The sequence below is a fragment of the Algoriphagus sp. PAP.12 genome (genome assembly GCF_026652115.1).
Classification (GTDB): Bacteria; Bacteroidota; Bacteroidia; order Cytophagales; family Cyclobacteriaceae; genus Algoriphagus.
The window spans coordinates 64742-87111 of sequence record NZ_JAPPSQ010000009.1; the positions used below are offsets into that span (position 1 = coordinate 64742).

Annotated in this window: 20 protein-coding genes; all 20 read right to left on the bottom strand. The window is 34.8% G+C overall.

What is annotated here, in order from left to right:
- Positions 1-3 precede the first annotated feature (3 nt).
- A complete protein-coding gene (locus O0V13_RS12275) occupies positions 4-1140 on the bottom strand; it encodes an aminotransferase class I/II-fold pyridoxal phosphate-dependent enzyme (protein ID WP_268035258.1) in 1137 nt (378 codons plus the stop codon).
- Between the two features lie 128 nt (positions 1141-1268).
- On the bottom strand, positions 1269-2426 hold the full coding sequence (locus tag O0V13_RS12280) for a glycosyltransferase family 4 protein (RefSeq protein WP_268035259.1): 1158 nt from the start codon (positions 2424-2426) through the stop codon (positions 1269-1271).
- A 282-nt stretch (positions 2427-2708) separates the two neighbouring features.
- The gene (cysQ, locus tag O0V13_RS12285) at positions 2709-3467 is read right to left on the bottom strand and encodes a 3'(2'),5'-bisphosphate nucleotidase CysQ (RefSeq protein WP_268035260.1); all 759 of its coding nucleotides are present in this window, start codon (positions 3465-3467) and stop codon (positions 2709-2711) included.
- A gap of 230 nt (positions 3468-3697) precedes the next feature.
- The gene (locus tag O0V13_RS21660; protein ID WP_326492728.1) at positions 3698-3916 is read right to left on the bottom strand and encodes a four helix bundle protein; all 219 of its coding nucleotides are present in this window, start codon (positions 3914-3916) and stop codon (positions 3698-3700) included.
- Positions 3917-4074: 158 nt separating this feature from the next.
- Positions 4075-5364: a sulfate adenylyltransferase subunit CysN gene (gene cysN, locus O0V13_RS12290; RefSeq protein ID WP_268035261.1), complete on the bottom strand. Its 1290-nt coding sequence runs from the start codon at positions 5362-5364 to the stop codon at positions 4075-4077.
- A 127-nt stretch (positions 5365-5491) separates the two neighbouring features.
- A complete protein-coding gene (gene cysD, locus O0V13_RS12295) occupies positions 5492-6397 on the bottom strand; it encodes a sulfate adenylyltransferase subunit CysD (RefSeq protein ID WP_268035262.1) in 906 nt (301 codons plus the stop codon).
- 24 nt (positions 6398-6421) lie between these two features.
- Positions 6422-7015, bottom strand: a complete 594-nt coding sequence (gene cysC / locus O0V13_RS12300) for an adenylyl-sulfate kinase (protein ID WP_268035263.1) — start codon at positions 7013-7015, stop codon at positions 6422-6424.
- 1 nt (position 7016) lies between these two features.
- A complete protein-coding gene (locus tag O0V13_RS12305) occupies positions 7017-8780 on the bottom strand; it encodes an SLC13 family permease (RefSeq protein ID WP_268035264.1) in 1764 nt (587 codons plus the stop codon).
- A gap of 9 nt (positions 8781-8789) precedes the next feature.
- Positions 8790-10460 (bottom strand): capsule assembly Wzi family protein, encoded by a 1671-nt coding sequence (locus tag O0V13_RS12310; RefSeq protein WP_268035265.1) that lies wholly within the window; start codon positions 10458-10460, stop codon positions 8790-8792.
- Positions 10457-11212 carry a glycosyltransferase family 2 protein gene (locus O0V13_RS12315; RefSeq protein WP_268035266.1) on the bottom strand — a complete coding sequence of 252 codons (756 nt, stop codon included), beginning with the start codon at positions 11210-11212 and terminating at the stop codon, positions 10457-10459. Before O0V13_RS12315 ends, O0V13_RS12310 begins: the two co-directional genes overlap by 4 nt.
- The gene (locus O0V13_RS12320; RefSeq protein WP_268035267.1) at positions 11212-12303 is read right to left on the bottom strand and encodes a glycosyltransferase family 4 protein; all 1092 of its coding nucleotides are present in this window, start codon (positions 12301-12303) and stop codon (positions 11212-11214) included. The genes O0V13_RS12315 and O0V13_RS12320 overlap by 1 nt, the downstream gene beginning before the upstream one ends.
- Positions 12300-13061, bottom strand: a complete 762-nt coding sequence (locus tag O0V13_RS12325) for a sulfotransferase domain-containing protein (protein WP_268035268.1) — start codon at positions 13059-13061, stop codon at positions 12300-12302. Before O0V13_RS12325 ends, O0V13_RS12320 begins: the two co-directional genes overlap by 4 nt.
- A complete protein-coding gene (locus tag O0V13_RS12330; protein ID WP_268035269.1) occupies positions 13054-14079 on the bottom strand; it encodes a glycosyltransferase in 1026 nt (341 codons plus the stop codon). Before O0V13_RS12330 ends, O0V13_RS12325 begins: the two co-directional genes overlap by 8 nt.
- Positions 14080-14087: 8 nt before the next feature.
- The gene (locus O0V13_RS12335) at positions 14088-14585 is read right to left on the bottom strand and encodes an acyltransferase (protein ID WP_268035270.1); all 498 of its coding nucleotides are present in this window, start codon (positions 14583-14585) and stop codon (positions 14088-14090) included.
- Between the two features lie 83 nt (positions 14586-14668).
- A complete protein-coding gene (locus tag O0V13_RS12340) occupies positions 14669-15226 on the bottom strand; it encodes a serine O-acetyltransferase (RefSeq protein ID WP_268035271.1) in 558 nt (185 codons plus the stop codon).
- Positions 15216-16535, bottom strand: a complete 1320-nt coding sequence (locus O0V13_RS12345; RefSeq protein ID WP_268035272.1) for an O-antigen polymerase — start codon at positions 16533-16535, stop codon at positions 15216-15218. Before O0V13_RS12345 ends, O0V13_RS12340 begins: the two co-directional genes overlap by 11 nt.
- Before the next feature lie 26 nt (positions 16536-16561).
- A complete protein-coding gene (locus O0V13_RS12350; protein WP_268035273.1) occupies positions 16562-18022 on the bottom strand; it encodes a lipopolysaccharide biosynthesis protein in 1461 nt (486 codons plus the stop codon).
- The gene (locus O0V13_RS12355; RefSeq protein WP_268035274.1) at positions 18006-18695 is read right to left on the bottom strand and encodes a sulfotransferase family 2 domain-containing protein; all 690 of its coding nucleotides are present in this window, start codon (positions 18693-18695) and stop codon (positions 18006-18008) included. Before O0V13_RS12355 ends, O0V13_RS12350 begins: the two co-directional genes overlap by 17 nt.
- A gap of 1307 nt (positions 18696-20002) precedes the next feature.
- Positions 20003-21319 carry a UDP-glucose dehydrogenase family protein gene (locus O0V13_RS12360; protein ID WP_268035275.1) on the bottom strand — a complete coding sequence of 439 codons (1317 nt, stop codon included), beginning with the start codon at positions 21317-21319 and terminating at the stop codon, positions 20003-20005.
- Positions 21319-22329, bottom strand: a complete 1011-nt coding sequence (locus tag O0V13_RS12365) for an NAD-dependent epimerase/dehydratase family protein (RefSeq protein WP_268035276.1) — start codon at positions 22327-22329, stop codon at positions 21319-21321. Before O0V13_RS12365 ends, O0V13_RS12360 begins: the two co-directional genes overlap by 1 nt.
- Positions 22330-22370 lie beyond the last annotated feature (41 nt).

Sequence of the window (22370 nt, forward strand, 5' to 3'; positions counted from 1 at the left end):
AGTTTAGAAAGTTTTAGCTAACTCTTTGATTACCACAGCTACTATCTTCTCTTGATCTTCATAGGTTAAATCAGCAGAACTTGGCAAGCATATCCCCCTTTGAAAGAGACTTCTCGACACATTTCCACCAAAAAATTGAATTTCTTTAAAAACTGGCTGCATATGCAATGGTTTCCAAAGAAACCTTGTTTCTATGCCATTTTTCATAAAAGCAATCCTCAACTGATCGTTGGTGAATCCAGTAACCTTTTCATCAATTAAAATTGTACTCAGCCAATAGTTTGAGAAAGCCCCTTCTGGTTCGTCTTGAAATGAAATACCTGGAATCCTTCCTATCAATTTCCGGTAATTGGAGTTGATTTGCCTTCTTTTTTTAACGCATTTATCAAGCTGTTCCAATTGAGCTAATCCAATAGCAGCAGAAAGATTATTCATCTTATAATTATAACCAATCTCCAAATGCTGGTAATAAGGTAAATCTTCGCGTGCTTGGGTAGAAAGATATCTGGCTTTTTGTACCAAAGCTGAATCATTAGCAATTAGAGCTCCTCCTCCACCTGCTGACACGATTTTATTTCCATTAAAAGAATATACTCCTATATCTCCATAGGTACCACAAGACTTTCCAAAAATCTTGCTTCCAACTGCCTCGGCAGCATCTTCTAAAACTGGAATATTGTATTTGCTGGCAATTTCCATGATCTCTTTCATTTTGGCAGGCATACCAAACAGATGAACCACAATGATTGCTTTTGGCTTTTTACCATGAGCTATTCGATGCATAATAGCATCTTCCAACAACTCAGGGGACATATTCCAAGTATCCCTTTCACTATCAACAAAAATCGGTTTGGCCCCCAAATAAATAATAGGGTTTGCAGATGCACAAAAAGTGAAAGATTGGCAAATAACCTCATCTCCTTGGGATATTCCTAAAAGGACTAAAGCCAAGTGAAGCGAGCTTGTACCCGAGTTAAGAGCAACCGCTTGATGAGTTTTAAGCTTCTTACTTAGCTTATTTTCAAACTTTTCGATAAAACTGCCCGCAGTTGCCAGTTGCCCTGAGCTTATTGCCTGCTGGGAATAGATCATTTCATTCCCATCAAATATTGGAGCAGAGAGTTTGTACTGGTAAGCCATCTATAAGGTTAAAAGCAATAAGAAACCGTAACTTACTAGCTTATACGCAAAAAGCCAACCAACCTAAAAATTAGTTAAAATAAAAATTACCAGAACTTCTAATTTTAAGGGTTTTAACGACAAAAACCTTAATTCATATTGATTTTAGAATCTGTAATTTTTTTTAAATCCATATCAATTTTGGATTTTTCTGATGCTTTTGATGGTTTTATCTCTAGTACACGAGGAAGCTTAGAGACCTTCTTTTTTACATTTTTCACTGTCACGGTATCCAAATAAAAACCCAATGAAATTGCCAAAACTGAAATTACAGGCAAAACAATGTGATCAGAATTATCCTTCATTCCCAATACCAAACAAATAAATCCCAATTGAATCCCACCAAGTAATAATGCGACTTGATTGTGCTTCAAACCCATTCTCATTAAAAAATGATGCACATGGCTTTTATCAGGTGTCATTGGTCCTTGACCTCTCCTGATTCTACGTAAGAACACCCTTGCCATATCATACAAGGGAAACATCATAATTGCTACACCAGAAGAGAATATTGGTTCAAATCTCAAATAAGAATCGATCGGAAGCGCGGCATTGTATTCCATAAAAGCTATGATCAATGCCCCCAAAGTGAAACCTAATGTTAAAGAACCTGTATCACCCATGAAAATTTTCGCGGGGTGCCAATTAAATACCAAAAATGCTAATATACCTCCCAGGAATGTAAATGAAAGTACAGCCAAACTCTCAAGACCTTGAAGGGTAAACCAAATACCAAGAAAGGTAAATGCAATAATTGCAATTGTACCTGCTAGTCCATCTAACCCGTCAATCAAGTTAAAGGCATTGGTCAGTGCTAAAAGTACAAATGCAGAAAATCCATAAGATATAATAATCGGCAATTCATTTATTCCCAAAAAGCCATGTAAATCTTTAATCCGGATATCAGAAGCCACAACTACTAGAATCACAGCAATCAATTGACCCAAAAGTTTATGAGTAGCTTTTAACTCAACCATATCATCCCTAAGACCTACAAAAAACATTAATGCTATAGCTCCCAACAAATATCTTATATCCGGAAGAGGAAATTGCCAACCCCAAATTGACATGGAAATAGCTGCTGCTGCAAAGAAGCCAATTCCTCCCATCGATGGTACAAATCCTGAGTGAATTTTTCGGCCTCCAGGAACATCACCAATTTCAGCTTTATTTAATACTTTGATCAAAATAGGAGTCACTAAAAAACCTACTGAAAAGGCTGTTAAGCTGGCTAAGAAAAAATACATATTGCGGTTGGTTTAATCAGTTAAAATTAAAAAAAGTAATCACAATAGTCCAGCCATTAACGATTTAATAATAAAAACTCAGTTTTAATAAGAATTCAAAAATACCGAATAACTACTTCAAGTTACCTGATTTGAAGGGTAAAATCCATTTTTTAGATTGTGAAAAATAAAATTTGTTGTCAAAAAAATATTTTAAAAGCATTTAAATTTTTGTTGCTAAAATCCCCAAAACGGAAAAAGCTACCCGAATTGGGTAGCTTTTATATCATTTTTTAATTGAAATCAAGGTTGGCAGATAAACCAAGGGTTTAGCAAATTCTCTCTATTATAATTTAAAGCCTTCATTTCAGGGTAAATTTTGACACTTCCACCGCAAGCCCGAATTACACCATGAGCCGCTGCAGTATCCCATTCCATAGTAGGAGCAAAACGGGGATAAACTTGGGCTTTGCCTTCAGCTACTAACATAAATTTCAAAGAAGAACCCATTGAAACAACCTCAACCTCTGGGTATTGATCAATAAATTCTTGGGTTTCCGGACTTAGATGGGATCGGCTTGCAACAATGGTCTTTATTTCTGAACCCGATTGTTTTTTCAATTGAAATGGAATTGCCTCTCCTTCTTGTTTCCAGGCTCCATCTTCTTGATTTCCCCAATAGAGCCATCCCAAAACTGGAGCATATACTACTCCTAGAACTGGCTTTCCTTCATGGATTAAAGCAATATTTACGGTAAACTCTCCATTCTTTTTGATAAACTCTTTGGTTCCATCCAATGGATCTACCATCCAAAAATACTCCCAGTCTTTTCTTACTTCGTAAGGAATATCTTTTCCCTCTTCAGATAAAATCGGTAGTCCTGATTCTTCAAGATATTTAACTATAACCTGATGAGCTGCTTGGTCAGCTTTAGTAAGTGGAGAATTGTCTCCTTTTATCTCTATTCCAAAATCTGCCGAATTGTAGATTTCTAAGATTGCCTTGCCAGCGGCTAGAGATGCTTCTTTGGCAAGGGATGTGAGTTGTTTTATATTAATCATTGTTTTTAATGCTATTAATTGTCTTTAGTCAATTTCTCGTAGAGTTTTAAAGATTATGACTTAGAGAATTTGGGACAGAGAGACGAAGAGACAAAGCGACTAAAGGATGTAGTTGGAAGAAATTGTAGGATATAATTAATAGGTCCATTTTTCAGGATGATGCCCCATAACTACCAGTTTACCTAAAATTTGGTTGTATTTATCATCTAGGTCTGTTTTACATACTTCATCTATATATTGACATTTAAAAGCATATAATATCCAAAATGAGTTTCAGCAGCTTCACCTTCGCAGTCCACTAATTTTGACACAAAATATTTCGGGTACTTTCTTTTTCTAAATGCTTCTGCAAGGTTTGCGCATACCGATCTTGAACTTCTCCTTATTGGATCAGTCAATGAATATTTTTCAACCTTGGGAAAAGACTTAGACAATTCAAAGATTCTCATTGAAGCATCAAATGCTAATTGAAATACCTGTAAATCCTCATGACTTCGAATTTTAACTATAATTAAATTTTAAAAAAAAAAAACTGCTTAATCTCTCATTCATTTCGTCTCTTAGTCATTATTCCCTTCTCCTTCGTGCTCTTTGTGGTTCAGTAACCTTAAATAATCATTCCAGCACCCACCGTTTCATTGGTGTTAGGATCAATCAAGATAATAGAACCTGTTTGCCTATTTTTAGAATAAGAATCAAAAAAAACTGGTTGAGCAGTTCGGATGGATACCCTAGCAATGTCATTCATCCCAATTTCTTCAATATTTTCAATTCTATGAAGTGTATTGACATCCACTTTGTATTGAATATCCTTCACCATTGCCTGACATTCTTTAGTAGTATGCTTAACAATGAGTTTAGTTCTATTTTGAAGAGCTTTCTGGTTCATCCAACAAACCATTACATCTAAATCTTGTTCGACTTCTGGCTGATTGTTTGGCCTTACAATCATATCCCCCCTACTTATATCTATTTCATCCTCTAATGTCATAGTAACTGACATTGGCGCATAGGCTTCTGAAATTTGCTCACCATTCAATTCAATTGATTTTATTTTAGAAGTAAAACCTGATGGCAATACTTTAACCTCATCACCTGGTTTAAAAATACCTCCATCAATTCTACCCGCGTACCCTCTGAAATCCTGAAACTCTAATGTATGTGGTCGAATCACCATTTGCACAGGAAATCTGCAATCAATATGATTGAAATCAGAGGCAATATGAACATGCTCTAGGTGATACAATAAGGTAGATCCTTCGTACCAAGGCATATTTTCAGACCGGTCAACAACATTATCCCCTTTCAATGCAGAAATAGGAACAAATTGAACATCTTTTATATCAAGCTTACTTGAAAATGCCTCATAATCAGCAACAATTTTATTATAAACCTCCTCTGAATAGTCCACCAAATCCATTTTGTTTACACAGACCACTACATGAGGGATTTTCAAAAGTGAGGCAATGAACGAATGTCTATAAGTCTGCTCCAAAAGGCCCTTTCTAGCGTCCACCAATATGATCGCAAGATTGGCTGTACTTGCTCCAGTCACCATATTACGGGTATATTGGGTGTGTCCAGGAGTATCCGCAATAATGAATTTCCTTTTTGGAGTTGCGAAATATCGGTAGGCAACATCAATGGTAATACCTTGTTCTCGTTCAGACTTTAACCCATCTGTGAGAAGGGATAGATCTACATAATCAAAGCCTTTCTTTTCTGACGAGGTTTTTACAGCCTCAATTTGATCTTCAAATATGGATTTGGAATCGTAAAGTAATCTACCTATTAAAGTACTCTTCCCATCATCAACTGATCCTGCAGTCGTGAATCTTAATAACTGATTATTTTCTTGTATGGACATTTTAAGTAAAATCTTTTGTTTGGAAGTCACTGAATGACGAGGTACGAACCGAGGCAGTCTTAAATTTTCCGAGATTGCTTCGTCGTCATTCCTCCTTCTAGCAATGACGGTAATAATTCATCATCTGGATACTTGATACCAAGTACTAGATACGATTCTAAAAATAGCCTGCCTTCTTCCTATCTTCCATTGCGGTCTCTCCCCTCTTATCATCGGCTCTGGTTCCTCTTTCCGTAGTTCTGGTTGTTGCTACTTCTTCGATAATTAACTCAAGGGTATCAGCATTTGAAAGGACAGCCCCCGTAATTGGCATATCACCACATGTTCTATACCTCACTATTAATTTTTGAATTTCTTCTCCTTCTTTTAATGGCAAGTATTCTGATTTTGCCAATATCACTTCATCTCTAACTACACATTCTCTTTCATGGGAAAAATAAAGAGAAGGCAATGCAATATTTTCTTCTTTTATATATTGCCACACATCCATTTCTGTCCAGTTGGAAATCGGGAAAACCCTGAAATGTTCCCCATGATGCTTTCTGCCATTAAACAAATTCCACAATTCCGGCCGCTGGTTTTTAGGATCCCATTGACCAAACTCATCTCTATGTGAAAAGAATCTTTCCTTAGCTCTTGCTTTCTCTTCATCCCTTCTTGCTCCACCCATCGCAGCATCAATCTTCAAGTCCTCTAGTGTATCCAATAAAGTTACCGTTTGAAGGGCATTTCTACTGGCATTGACACCTGTTTCCTCTCTTACTCTACCCTTATCAATACTTTCTTGTACAGAACCTACCACTAATTGTACGCCCAATTCTTCCACTAGTGCATCTCTAAACTCTAGCGTTTCTGGGAAATTATGACCTGTATCAATATGGATCAGTGGAAAAGGAATTTTAGCAGGATAAAATGCCTTCTTCGCTAAATGAGCCAAAAGAATACTATCCTTTCCTCCCGAAAAAAGAAGTGCAGGTTTTTCAAATTGGGAAACTACTTCTCTAATAATAAAGATAGCTTCAGCTTCCAATTCTTTCAAATGTGATAAATAATATTGTCCCATTGTTTTATTTTCTGGGTTGAACATTTAGTGGCTTATCGTAGCCGAAATTGTTTGAATAACTTTTTGTATTGATTTGGTCAATTCTTCTTGATCAGAATGAATATGAACTGCTGGATGCAATGGCTTTTCATAAGGGGAATCGATCCCCGTAAAATTTTTGATTATTCCTTTTCTTGCCTTAGCATAAAGTCCTTTGACATCTCTTTGTTCACAAACCTCAATAGGACAGTCCACAAATACTTCCAAGAAGTTTTCTTCCCCGACCAATTTTGCTATCATCTCTCTTTCCTCCCGAAAAGGAGAAATAAAGGCAGAAACAACTAAAAGCCCTGCATCCATCATCAACTTAGCCACCTCCGTGATTCTTCGAATATTTTCAACTCTATCCTCGTCCGAAAACCCTAAATCTTTATTCAGGCCTGTTCTAATATTATCCCCATCTAACAAATAGGTCATATATCCTTCTTCAAAAAGCTGAGCTTCCACTGCATTGGCAAGAGTAGATTTTCCTGAACCGGACAATCCAGTAAACCAAATTAATTTCGGAGACTGCTTTAATCTTCCTTTCCGTTGTTCGCTGGATACTTTGAATACAGTTGGATGTATGTGGTTTTCCATCTTAGAAATAATAAAGGTAAATAAATGTGATTACAACACTTGAGTAGATAAATGTTAAAGGAAGCCCAATTTTGGTATAATCTGAAAATTTGTAATTACCGGGGCCTAGTACCATTAAATTTGTTTGATATCCGATTGGCGTCATAAAGTCTGCAGATGCAGCAAAGGCAATCGCAATAAAATAAGGGGTTAAATTTTCTCCAAGTCTCAAACCCATTTCATAGGCTACAGGAAACATAATAGAAACTGCTGCAGCATTGGTAATCAAAGCTGTCAACCCTAAGGTCAAAACGAATAAAATAATTATAGCGCCTATTGGATTCAGGTCTGCAAAGATACCAGAGATCTGCTGAACCAAAAATGATGCAGAACCTGACTTTTGAATAGCCATACCTACTGCCAAGGCAGAAACTAAAATAAGTAACAAATCTACGTCAATGGCAGATTTTATCTGATTTAGGTTAATTACATTGGATAAGGCCATGACCAAAATTCCCACAAAAGCTGCAAGAAATAAATCTATCAATCCAAAAATTCCAATGAGAAGAACTCCTATTGCAATAATGCTAGGAAGGGTCTTTGTAAATGAAAGTTCCGTTTGAACTTCTCCTGATTTGGAAAGCACAATCAAGTCTCGGTTAGATATCACCTTGGTAAAGTCTTTGGAACATAGAAGCAATAATAAATCCCCCTCCTTTAATTGAATCTCACCTAGGTTCTCTTTCACTTTTTCCCCTTTTCTATAGACAGATATTACTGAGGCCTTATATCTATCCCGAAATCCCAGTTCTTTTAGTGAAGTCCCAACCAGTCTACTTCCTGATGGAATAACCGCCTCTGTCATTGCCGAGAAACCATTGCTAAGCAAATGAGAAGTATCAGGAAGTTCCAATCCATTGTTATCATTGATCAAATCCAGAATTGATTGGGTATTCCCTGCAAAAAAAAGAATATCTTCAGAATGAATAATTCTATCTGAAGACACTGCGGTGATACTTCTCTCTCCTCTTTTGATTTCAACCAAAAATAAATCCTTTAAATGTCTTAAACCCGCCTCTTCAATGGTTTTACCTATCAAAACTGAACTTGGTTTCACCTTAGTTTCTACCAAGTATTCATTGAGATGCTCCAACAAACTTTCCTTTCGGGTTATGGTGTTAGGAAGCAACTTTTCAGAGAAAAAAGCCAAGTACATTAATCCCAAAATGGTGACAATTCCTCCTAAGAACAAGAAATCCGAGTAGTTTAATGAGGGAAGTCCTGATTGAACAATCAGCCCATTTAAAACCAAATTGGTGGAAGTACCCACTATGGTGATCATCCCTCCTAAGATGGTGGCGAAAGAAAGTGGAATCAAGAACTTAGAGGCTGAATACCCGTTGCTTTCTGACCAATTCTTTACATAGGGAATCATAAAAGCTACCACAGGAGTATTATTCAGCATACTGGAAAGACCTGAAACTGCCAACATCATTCTAAACCGAAATTGGAATGGAGAAAGAGTCTTTTTGAACAAGGTATAAAAAATGCCTTTTCCTAGGTTTTGCTGAATCCCTGAAGTCAAAATGATCAAAAGGAAGATAAGGATAATTTGCTTGTTAGCTAGACCCTGCAAAAAGTCTTCTATAGAAATCACCTTCAAGATAACAAAAGCAAAGACTACCAACACAAAGGCCAGAGATGGCTTTAGCCAGTTTTTGTATAGGACAAGGACTAGGCATATTACAAGAAGACTTGTAATTAAAATATCAAAAGTCAAATTCAAGGGATTTACCTACTTGTCTAAATTCTTATTCCAAAAATAAATCAGACTGACCTGTGCCATCATGGATGTCAAATTCTTTCCCTTGGGAAAGTCAGGAGTACTAGCCGGATCCAGCTGCCATTGGTAGTTTCTGGCATGAATGACTTGAAGTTTAGAACTTAGCAATAAATTTTTAATTTTTTTATCATATAAAATGCCGAGGGAAAAATCAACCCAAGGTTTGCGCTGGGTGGCCTGTAATTGAGCTTTGTAGTAAAAATCCTGATTGTTAACCAGACGTTCCAGTAGAATCCCCATCTTATCTATTCCCTCAACCATTGAAAACTCCAGAGTCTGCACATTGGCGCCAGGAGCAATTACCACTCCTAAGGGCTGGCCATTCTGAACAAACCCCCTGGCTTTGCTATGCGTATGCCAAGTATAACCCCCACCGAGACCACCGGAAAAACCTCCATATCTAATATATCGATTCACAGATTCCTGAGCTTGAGTTACTTCTCCACGAACTTGAATCAACTTGGAAATGGAAGGTAGATCAAACAACTGAATAAAACCTAAAATATAAGCACGTGCATGTTCTGGGTTTAGTATAAACTCTCTCCAGTTTTTGGAATGATCTCTTCTACCGTATTCAAAGTAAAATTCGGATTTAGACTTTGGAATAACGTACCTGCCAAAAATAGTGATTTGCTGATCCTGCCCATCTGCATCCCGGTCATATCCATATTGATCTTTAGTAAGACCATTAAATACAGGGAAATAATCCAAAAAACCATTACCCAATGCCCCCCGATATTGTTGGAAAGTACGGGTAAAACCTAAAAACAATCTCGGAATCCATTTAGGATTATAGGAGACCATCAAAGCATTCAAATAGCGCCAATCCTCAGAAAATGGTTTAAAATATTGATCATTCAACTCTGGGAATTGAGAGGGATCATAGCCTGAATTGTCAAGTTTCCCAATTACTAATTGAGTTTCAAAATATCCAAAGAATGTTTTAGCAGGCTTCGTAGTATTCAAAGTTAAATGAGGAAAGCCTTGAGCACTGTTTGAGAAAGTAAGTGCATTCCACTGCCCAGGTCCCCACCAGACATTCTCTGTAGCTGCACCTATTTCAAACCCACTGAACTGAAAACTAAGTTTAGACTGTCCCCACCAAGGGCTTATCAACCATCCTTTACCGAAACGCTCTGGAAAATCTCCCCGATTCCAATAAAAAAACTTACTCCTTAACTCTGAATCTGTGAATTGATCCAAACTTGTTTGGTATCCTTTATTTTGTGCTATGACCAATTCCGGCCGAAAATCAAGATTGATAAATTTCCATTTTACATTTATCCCTCCTGACAAATAAGTTTGGTACCCAGGATTTGGAATCATGCCATAATCCCCCATATTGTAAGGCCTATTGGAAAGAATCCTAGTCGTATTTATAAATGGAGAAACACCAAATTCAAGCTTTTTTTTTGAATAAGCGAAATCTAAAATTTTGTTAAATCTATACAAGGTATCCATTGCATGAACAGGACGAATCAAAAAAGAATCGCCAATTGTATCAACAACTCTTAATTGATTCCTTCTTTGTATTTCCTCAAAAATTGGAAAACCGGCAGGAATACTTTGTCCCAAAAGGTCAAAAGAGAAAAAAACAAATAAAATTAAAGGGTATCTTTTCAATGTAATAATGGAATATATTCTAAAAATTTACGGAAATATCGGGAATACAATCTAAGATAATTAGTTTTCAGTCCATTTTCCCTACATGCCCTTAAGTCCTCTTGATTAATAATCCAGGTACTTTTTAAGGAAGCAGTACTAACACCTCCCAACCGCATCTTCATTAAGTCAAAATTTAAATATTGATACGAAAGCCGATATTTATATAGAAAACGAACTAATAACTCAAAATCAGCCGCGATCCTATATTCAGTCTTATATCCACCAAATTTTTCAAAGTTTCTCCGATAAGTAAAAAAAGTTGGGTGAGCAGGCATAAACCCCCATGAAAAGGAACCTAAATTAAATCTTTTTGAGGAATAATAACGAACTGTTTTATCCAAGTCAATTGAATTTACAAATCGAATATCAGCAAAAACACATTCTATTTTAGGATCTGAGAATCCCTCAACTATTTTAGAAAGTGCGTCGGGACGATGATAGAAATCATCAGAATTTATTATTCCTACGATATCCCCACTTGCCATTTTCAAGCCTTTGTTCATTGCATCATACAATCCATAATCATCCTCCGAAATCCATTTAGAAACAACATTTTCATATTCTTTTATAATCTCCAAGGTGTTATCAGTAGAATTCCCATCAATTATTATGTATTCAATTTCAGGATAGTCTTGATTAGCAACACTACAAATAGTATCTCTCAAGGTTGAGCCAGAATTAAAAGAGACTGTGATTAAAGAAACTTTCATTAATTCAGCTTAAAAAAATATTCAATAAATTTACTTTTTAAGATATGGATAGAAAACTTTTCTAAGTATCGATTATAGGAATTTTCACGAATTATATCAAGTTGATCACGATTTTCGAGAATATTTGATAGTACCCAATAGATTTGTTCTGACAATTTTTTGTCCTTATCAATAATAAAAGCGCAAGAACTGTCAATCATATCAGGGATACCCGCATGGTTAGTCACCAATGGAACACATTTCTGGGATATTGCCTCAATAATTGAACGAGGAGAAGCTTCAATATGGTAAGTTGTAGGAAGTACAAAAATATGTGATTCGGCTAAAATATTTTTAACCAAGTTTCTATCTGACACCTCACCATGGAAAATAATATTAGGACAATCAGAAATAATATTTTTAATTCTATTTACTACCTCATTTTCTCCTTTTCCATAGATATCCAAATGTAATGGAGCACTAGGTTTAAATTTCTTAACAGCAGAAATTAAGTCAAAGACACCTTTCGATACAAACAAATTACTAAGGAAAACAAGTCTTAGAACATTTGATGAATCTACTTCATTAATACGAGCACAGTTATCAAAAATCTCATCAACAAAATTAGGAATGATAATATAACGATTGGATTGTATACCGCTAACATTAGCAAGGTTGGGGGTTAGAAATATAAAATGAAAATTATCAAATAAATATAACCATCTAAACATCTTCTTTTTAATTGAAAAATCTCCACTACGAACATGACAAATAATTTTCTTCCCAGTGAGTAAAAATGGTAAATAAAATAAAAAGTCACGTATTACACTTCTTAAGTTACTACTTGGAACATAATAAAGTCTATTTGGTCTATTTAATATAAATGAAATCCAAACTTTTAAAACCACAAATAAGTATCTATTAAATGCTAAGAAAAAATATCCAAGTTTAGAAAAAAATGAGGCATTATCAGTCAAATAGTACCGAAGGTTAGATCTAAAAACACTACAATCTGCGCTTGAACAAAGCAAATCTTTAACAATAAGAGAACCTATATTCTGACCATTGTATGGAGGCGGCAGGCTAACCACAGCGAAGACTTTCATTTTCATAAAGGAATTTTTGAAAATAATGGATTAGAGGAAATTATTTTATTGTAATAAACTACATCAGAATCAGAAAAATAATCAGTCAAGATCCGCGATTTACTCGCTGCAAAATTATAAGAGGAGGAATCCAGTTTATTCTTGAAATTCACAGCTTTATCACGTCTCGTAAGTTTAATAGCTTCAGTCATAAGCCCCACATTAAAATCTACTCCCAGAAACTTTAAAGAATTTAAAATGACGTCTATATCTCTATATAACAAGTCATCATAAAGGATTTTATGGCTGCAGGCCAAATTCATATGTTTTGAATACAGAACCAGTTTTCCAATACCAAATTTTGGAGATCTCAAAAATTTTGAAAATGAGTAATTTTCTCCAATGATCTTTCTTGCCAAACAATAGTCATAATATGACATAACCGTATCTGGAGAATTTCTCTCAATATACAGTATTGGGTTTTTCCTCACCAATAAACTTACTATTGGATAGGAAAGATGAGATTTTATAAACAGAGGAAATCCACCAAAATATAATTCCTTTGAGTAGTAAAATTGACGAATTTCCGCAATATTTCCCTTTCCAAATTCAGGAAGAACGCTATTCACATAATCATAAGAAAACCTCTCCGAAAAATCTTCGATATAAAGTTTCAAATACTGAGCTATCGCCATTCGATATCTTGTATTTCCAGACTTAGGATAACTCATCAAAAAAACATCCGAATTATCAAGAGAGATTATATCTCTAAAATAGTTAATCATTTTCAATTCTAATATTATCGTATAAAGACATATATGAAACTAGATAAGATTCTAGCGATAATTTTTTCAAAATTTTCTTAGAGTTGTATATCATAGTACTTCTTTGCTCATTTGAAATACTTAGTGAGCTTAAAATTACATCTCTCAAGCTATAAATGTTTCCAGGTTTAAAGAAAAAAACTTCCTCTTCAGAAAACCAATATCGATTTTCTGCCAAATCAGAAAGAATAAGAATACAATTCTGAGATGCAGCCTCAAAAGCTACATTTGGCATACCTTCATTATAACTAGGTAATATAAAAAAGTCTGACAAATTGTAATATTCCAAAACATCATTTTTATATCCCTCTAAAAATATCCTTTCATTAAGACCTGCATTTTTAATAAGATTTCTTGCCTCGTGAAACAGCTGACCTTCACCAACTATTGTAACTTCAAAATCAAATTCTTTTAGAAGACTAAAAGTCTTAATCAAATCAATAACTCCTTTTTGAGGAACCAACCTTCCTACAAACAAGAATCGAGCTCCTGAAAAAGTTTTTGAAGTATTATTAATGGGATACTTCAAGGCGTTGGGTATAAATTCGTACTTATTCTGAAAAAGAAATTTGTAGTGGCGACGATGAAGCTCTAAAGGCACGTTCGAAACAAAATGTTTAAATAATGTAAAGCAAAAAAATTGGTAAACCCTTTTTAGCGAATTAAAACTATATCGATTTCTAATTCCTATAAGAACAAAATCTCTATGCCTATAAAAAGAAAAGGGTGAAATATATGTGAAAACATCAGGAATCCAAATATGGAGAATCACCCTACTTTTTTCTAATTTAGAAAAATCAAAATCAGCAATCTTAATAAAATCAATTGTTTTATACTTATCAAATGGAAAGCCATTAGCAGCAAATTTAAATACAACTCTCTGTTTCAATCCATTGATAGGAAGATTTTCTGCAAGGATCCTTAGCTGTGTTTCAGCACCGCCACCACTCAAATTTGTCGTAAAGTGATAAATAACCATTGGTAAAATCAAATAGAAAACTCATTACAATAATAGGCCCTCTTTTCGTTTTTTGACATATATTTAGTATCATGAGAATCAAAGAGAATTTTATTTTTATAGCTTTGTAAGTCCTTAATTACACGTGCAGGAACACCAGCGACCACACAATTAGGTGGAATATCTTTAGATACAACAGAATGTGCACCGATCACAACATTGTCTCCAACAGTTACACCTGGCAAGATAATGCACCCGAAACCTATGAAAACATTATCACCTATCTTGATTGGCTTAACGACGTCAACACCAGGATTTGTAGTTCGAAAAACCCAAACACCTCCATCATGTGTCTCAAACCTAGTGGAAGTTGCACTAACATGATTTCCAATAGAAATAAGATATGGTTCTGAACTATACTTGACATTTATCAGTCTACAACCATCACCTACCCGGACTCCAATAAATCTAGCATAACGAATTGGACTTAATGTCTTAAAAACTAAGTGTATAAAACGTTTTAACATAATAAATTTTAAAACAATTTAATTTAACAATGTCACCTCTGACACCAAAATAATTACAGAAATATTATAAAATTCTACACATTCTAAATTTGAATTGAATTGTGTAGATATGGCAAACTAGGAAAATCTTTAACAAGGATCCTAGCCGGATTCCCGAAAACAAGACTATTGTCAGGAACGTTTTCCGTTATAAATGAATTTCCGGAAACAAGAACATTGTTTCCCACAGAAATACCACCAACGATGACAGCATTTGGACCTAAAAAAACATTATTTCCAATAACAGGAGTTCCCTTTTTTTTACCATTTTTCACATTGCCAATGGTAACCCCTTGAAGAATATTACAATTGCTCCCAATTTTCGCTTTGGAATTAATGACAATTCCCCCGAAATGTGGCAACGACAAACCTGGTCCGACTACAACCGAAGTAGGAATCTGAAATCCGTATTTTACTGAGTATCTCTTATAAAAAAAATAAAGTATAAAACCTAATGGGGTAGTCCTTTTAAATTTTGAACTATATCGAAAAAAAAAGATGAATTTAAATCCTTTATCAAAAAGAAGACGAAAACAAAAAGATTTATAATCTATTTTACCAGAACACCTGAACAAGTCTGATCTCACACGTTTAAATATCATATCTAAAATTTTGCTGATACCTCAAGAATATTCCTAAAAATGCTCCCATAGATATTATAACAATTCGATTAATTAGTAGATAATTCACAGAAAAACCAAAAATCAGAATTACAAAGAAGAATATAAAAAATGGAAACATTGGTAACCCAAATGTATAAAAACTTTTAATCTTGATTGATTTAACAATAACCTTCAAATAGAAAAGGAAATAGAAGAGTCCAAAAGCAAAAATATCCTCTAAATACTGATTTTGACTTGCCGCAGTAAAATTACCTAAGCGCAAAAATTCCTCTCTTTTGACTGGACCATACCCTAACAAAAGACTATCATAAATGTAACCTAAATATTGATTAATTACCATAATTCTAATTTCAATACTTTCATCTGAAATAGAACTATCATTGGATTCAAAGAAAGATATTAAAAAATCCAATCTTTCAGAAAGAAATGAATACTCATAATTGGTAAGCATTATAGAAACATATTTCAAAAATAAATAAAAGATAGGAATAAAGAATAAAATTAATACAACAGATGGTAATAAACCCTGAATTACAATTGACTTTTTTTGTTCATGCTGTTTATAATAGAAGGAAAAATACAGCGCAATTGTTACAAAAATCAACAAAGATGTTCTAGATCCAGTTAATAGAATCAAAGCAATAGTAGTAATAAAGAAAACTAGCTTATGGAGAAATTTTCTTGAAGAAAAATAAGAAAAATAAAGAAAAATGGAAAAAAAGCATAGTGCTCTGGCAGCCATATTAGATTGAACATAAAACCCTATGGATCGATTACTTTCAGTTCTAACAAAGGCTATATCTTCTGTCTCAGCAGACAATGATAATATTGATCTAAAAAGATCATAATTAATTGACTCTAAGACAAAACTTAAAACTATAGATAGATAAGCTAATAAAAAAAAAACAAAAACAAAATAAGTAGAACCAAATTTATAAAACACATAAACTGAAGAAATAAACAAAGTTCCAAACAATGAAAAGAAAGAAAGCCAATAGATAGTCTCACCGCCATCTAAATTTCCAAGCAAAAAGTGAATCAAACTAATTGTTACAGGGAAAAACCAAATAAGCAAAAACCAACTAAACAATAATCTTATCTTAAGAAATTTCTTTACAATCGAAAAATTAAAAGCCAGAAAAAACAGACATATCATTAGTGTTAATATCGATGCGACATTAGTTTTTTTTTGAAAAACTAAAAGTAACAACTTATAGGTATCGGTAATCTGCAAAAATAAAATACCTATAATTAAATAAGAAAAATATCTAGAAAATCTTTTCAACATTACACTACTTGTTATATAAAATGCATCTACTTCAATTTCACAAATTTAATTAATCCATCAAAATCAACTAGCTTTTTATCTATAAACAAAAAAACCATACCAAAATACAAACCTACGAGAATAGGAATACTAACGAGTCTTTCTAAGAAATCAAATTGCATAATATAAAACACATAGCTTGCAATAAATGAAGAACATAAAGCAATAAAAACTACTCTCGCAACCAAATCTAAATGAAGGTGCATTGACTTTGATGAAATAATTTTTCTTGAAAAATAAAAATTTATTAAAAAGCTAAAAATGCTCGTAAGAACAAACCCCCAAATCAGCACCTCCAAATTCTCAAGGTAAATTCCGATAAAAATAGTAACCAATTGAACGCACTTTTTCAATATTTCCAAAAAAAGGATATGATTGGTTTGATCATAGACCTTAAATATAACACGGTTGAATTGCTCTTGCATATAAAAGAACGAAGCCACGATAAATGCCTTAAGGTAAAAAACAGAACCTAGCCAATCTTTGCCCAACAATAAGACAATTATATCCTCAGCAAAGGTGAAAATCAAAACAACAATCATTCCCACCAAAACAGTAAATACTGTGACAACCCGTGAAAATAGATTATTAAAAGTGGCTGTATCATCCTGCTTCTGAGCCAGTACAGGAAATAAAACACGCTGGCTAAACGAATTTAATACATTATTGGGTACTTTCTGTAGGCGCTGGGCTTGATAGAGGAACCCTACCTGTGAAAGGTTAAAGTATCTTCCCAATACCAAACTATAGATATTTTCAAATATGGTATCTAAGAGTGTGGCAAGAGAAGTATTTACCCCAAATTTATAAGTTCTATTGAAAGACTCTTTGTTAAAGCTTACCCCCCCCGCAAACCCTTCAAAGTATATCAAAATAAAAGTTAAGAATATAGAATTTGAAAGGGGAAACAATGCCAGAGCCCAAATTCCCATTCCGTAATATGCCATAAGTATGGAGATAACACCCGCAAAGAAAGTTGACGAAAATTGATAAATAAAGCGCTGCTTAAACTTAAATAGACGAATTAAATTGGTAATATTAATTAATTGAAACGCATTTACTATGATTGTTAAACCCGAAACTAAAAGCAAGGGTCTAATAACCTTACTTTCATAAAAAGCTGCAATATACCCAGAAAGTAAAAAAAGAATTAAATAAATGGCTGAACTTACCACTAAATTGAAGACAAAAACTGTTGAGTAATCATCTCTGGTTACCTCTTTCATTCGGATTAATGCACCGGCTAGCCCACCCTTAGCCAGCACATCGCTCAAGAGAATAAAAAACATAACAATACCCATAGCACCAAAATCAGAAGGCTTAATATAACGTGCCAAAACAATATTTACACCTAAACTAAGAATAACCGTTAATAACTGGCCACCGGACGTCCAAAAAAGACCGGTCTTTAGGCTTTTCTTAACAGTAGATTCACCACTCATATTCATAATTAAAGTGAGTGAAATCTAATTCGTATTTCTGGAATATTTTATCCTTTGACGAGCTAGTTAGACGTTTTGGGTCATTTTGTACCCTTAACTTTTCTCTCATATTTACAAGGGTCCTCTTCACAATACTGTCTCCTTTATTGCTTAATTTGTTATAATGCTTTAATTCAATATTCTTACTAAAAAAATTAATATTGGAGATAATATTGGTGAAATCAACACTAATAGACTCAAATTTGCCAATATAATCCACTAGGCATTTTCCATTTTCGTCAAATAAATAATCATAGGCAGGTTTCATAAAAAAACCATACATTTTGTCTTCAGATAGTCTATCGATTTTCTTACTTACAAATGTATCAAAGTCAACATACCTGTCAAAATTTAAAAATTTGTACGTAGAGTAGATACGGGAAATTGGGTTCCTAACAAAAGCAAATTTAAAATAGGATTCAAAAAGCTCTTGAGAAATGAAATGTCCAGATACATATTCTCTAGCCAATAAATGTGATATTCTTCTTGGCCCTAATGAAATGTTGGTACTTGCACCTAGAAGTAATGCATGTCTATTATCCATATCAAGGTCCAAATCTTCTAAAAAAACTCTTTCAATACTTGTTCCCGCTGCCTTTGGTACATGTATAAAAATACACTTATGTTTATGTGATATCATACTCTATTACTTTTCGTTGTCCATCAAAAATCTCCATATTGAGCTACCTAAGGTATTTAATTCTTCAAATCAGAAATACGAACATCTATTTCCGGATTAATGATCCTAATTTTTATGATACGAGTGTCTTCCGCATCTCTTTCCCACGGAAAATCAGCAGTATTTTTTAATATATACTCCTTAACTTCATGAGATCTTAAGACTTGGATGTTATTATTCCTGATTGGCGACTCAGATACCAATACTGAATCATTGCCATAAATATAGATAACCCTTTTATTTCAATGATGGATCATATTCTATATAAGCCTTTACAGAGCCATCTATTCAAGAAAATAATGTTGTTTCATGAGAATCTGGTCCATACTCTACAACATTCCCTTCTACGCTCATCAATCCATCTTGGATTTGTTTACCACGCCATTCTTTCCCAGAGAGCCTATAGGCAATTGCCATTTCTCCAGAATTGTATAAAAAGTTATTTAGTACAACACCTCGAGCCCCTCCCTTAAATCAAGGATTCCGTCAATAATTACAATAATACCCCCCCATAATCAAGACAATTGTAACACTATAATGAACAAAAGTCCCCATAAAATGTGTCACCCCATTTGAATGCCTATTCTTATGAAGGCCTTCTCGAATTATGCAATTACTAATCGTAATATCGTGAGAAGTGTTTTTTCTCCATTCCTCTGGGCTCTCCCCTTTAATTCTACTTCCGGAGGCCGAATTATTCTAGTCTATTGCCCAAGTGATTGAAAAGTGGTCGATAATTACATTGTAGGCTCCCCCGATAGTATTAGTCGTTGTCCCCGGTTTTATCTTAATATGTTGGAGACAACATCATGTGTTGCTATTATAAGCCCTCAGTTAACTATAGTGATCCTTAGAGACGGCCCTGTTTCCCCACGAGCTGTTAAGTCCGGCTCCGAAATTTTGAATGGGCGGCCTCTAAAGTCTATTGACCCTGCTTTCTTAAACAATACAGGTCGAGGACCTTCTTTCTGCATAGCTGAAATTAATGAGCCTGGCCCTAAGTGATTCAATTAATTTACTTCAATTACCCTCCCCTATTTGCCAGCCAATGTTTTTTAAGCCCATCCACTTTCAAATGCATTTAATCATTGGGAATAGTGAACAAGCTAAGAGAATATTAAAAACAACCTCCTTAAATAAAATCATATCATGTCGTGTTTTTTGCAGTAGATAATTGAATAAATACTATAGTTAAAGAATAGAACTATGATACTTAATCTTCTACTTCTCAATTAAATGAGTTAATCTCCTACCCACTAATCAACACTTTAAGACCCAATTTCATAGTGTTCGAATCCCAAAGTTGCAAGGTGTTTTTTATCGTAAATGTTGCGACCATCGAAGATCACTTTGTTCTTCAAAAGCTTCCCGACTACTTCCCAACTTGGAATTCGGAATTCAGACCATTCTGTCACCAAAAGAAGTGCATCTGCATCTACCAAAGCATCATAAGCATCTGTGCAATAAGTCACCTTATCGAAGATATAGTGCTCTTTTGCTTCATCCATGGCCACAGGATCGTAGGCTTTGACTTTAGCGCCAGCTGCTCTCAATTCGTCAATAATAACTGCTGCCGGAGCCTCGCGCATATCGTCAGTGTTTGGTTTGAAGCTCAAACCCCACATCGCAAAGGTCATCCCCGAAAGATCCTCGCCAAAATGAGCCTTGACTTTATTGGCCAAGACATGTTTCTGATCCTCATTCACATCTTCTACCGACTGAAGTACTCGGAGTTCATGTCCATATTCACGGCCAGTCCGGATGATTGCTTTCACATCTTTTGGGAAGCAAGATCCTCCGTAACCAACTCCCGGATAAATAAATTTATTCCCGATTCTTGGGTCTGAGCCAATCCCTTTTCTCACCATGTTGGCATCAGCACCCACTTTTTCGCAAAGATTAGCAATGTCATTCATAAAGGAGATCTTGGTGGCCAGCATGGCATTTGCCGCATATTTGGTCATTTCCGCAGATGGAATATCCATGTAAATGATGCGCTCCCCACTAAGTTGGAACGGTTTGTACAGGCGCTTCATAATCTCTTCCGCACGTCCATCATCAATTCCGATCACGATTCTATCTGGTTTCAAAAAGTCCTCAACTGCTGCACCTTCCTTCAAAAATTCAGGATTAGAAGCTACTGCAAAAGGAAGGTCAGAAGCTCTCTGATCCAACGCAGATTTAATGGCTCTTCTCACTTTTTCTCCAGTAGTGACAGGCACCGTACTTTTGGTAGCGACTAAAATGTAGTCTGTCATCTTCTGACCAATTTCATCTGCTACTGCCAATACATATTTCAAGTCAGCGGATCCATCTTCACCCGGAGGTGTTCCCACGGCTATAAATGCTACGGCTGATCCCTGAATTGCTTCTCCCAAATCAGTACTGAATTTCAGTCTTCCACTTTTATAATTACGAACCACTACTTCTTCAAGTCCTGGTTCATATATAGGCATTATGCCTTTCTTGAGGTTATCTATTTTTTTCTGATCGATGTCAACGCAGGTTACTTCTATTCCTACATCTGCAAAACATGCTCCTGATACCAAGCCTACATAGCCCGTTCCTACAACTGCTATTTTCATTAATCTGTTATATTATAATATTTTTTATACCAGTTTACAAACTTCTGAATTCCCTGTTTTAATTCTATTGAAGGTTTGTAAGAAAAGTTACTTCTTAATTTATCGGTATCCGCATAGGTTATTTGAACATCACCAGGTTGAGCCTTCACAAACTTCTTAGCTAATTCTTTTCCTGTGCTCTTTTCTATTAGGCTAATAAATTCACCGAGTCCTAAAGGCTTTCCTTGACCTATATTACAGACTTCAGCTCCTTCAATTTTAATACGCTGATCAAAAATTTGAATAATACCATTTACTATATCGTCAATATAGGTAAAATCTCGTTTTTGATTCCCCTGGTTAAAAACCTTAATTTCAGTTCCTTCAAAAGCTGATTTGGTGAATATAAAAGGGGCCATATCTGGCCTACCCCAAGGTCCATAAACAGTAAAAAACCTTAATCCTACTGATTCTATTCCAAAAAGATGATGGTAGGTATGGGCCATTAGCTCATTAGATCGTTTGGTGGCTGCATATAAACTAACCGGCTTATTGCAATTTTCATTCTCCGAAAAAGGTTGAACCGAATCCAAACCATATACTGAAGAACTTGAAGCATAGATCAAATCTTTAATTTTTAAATACCTGCAAAATTCTAGGACATTTAAAAAACCTTCTACATTGGATTTGATGTATGATTTGGGGTTTTCTAGGCTATACCGTACACCAGCTTGGGCAGCCAAATGAATGATAGATGTTATATGAAATTCATTTGAAAGAAGTTCCCAAAGATGATCATCAGTGATATCAGCCTTTAAAAAAGTAAAATTTCCAAATTCGTACTCTTTAATTCCCTTAGTTTCAAGTCCTACAAACGATATACCTAACTCATTCAGCCTGTCCAACTTAAGCTTCGGATCATAATAATCATTTAGATTATCAACTCCTATAACTTGATGACCATGTTCAATCAGCTTTTTACTGAGATGATAACCAATGAAACCAGCAGCACCTGTTACTAAAACTTGCATATTGTGTTTATTAATTTTACAAAAATTAAAAAGGACAAACT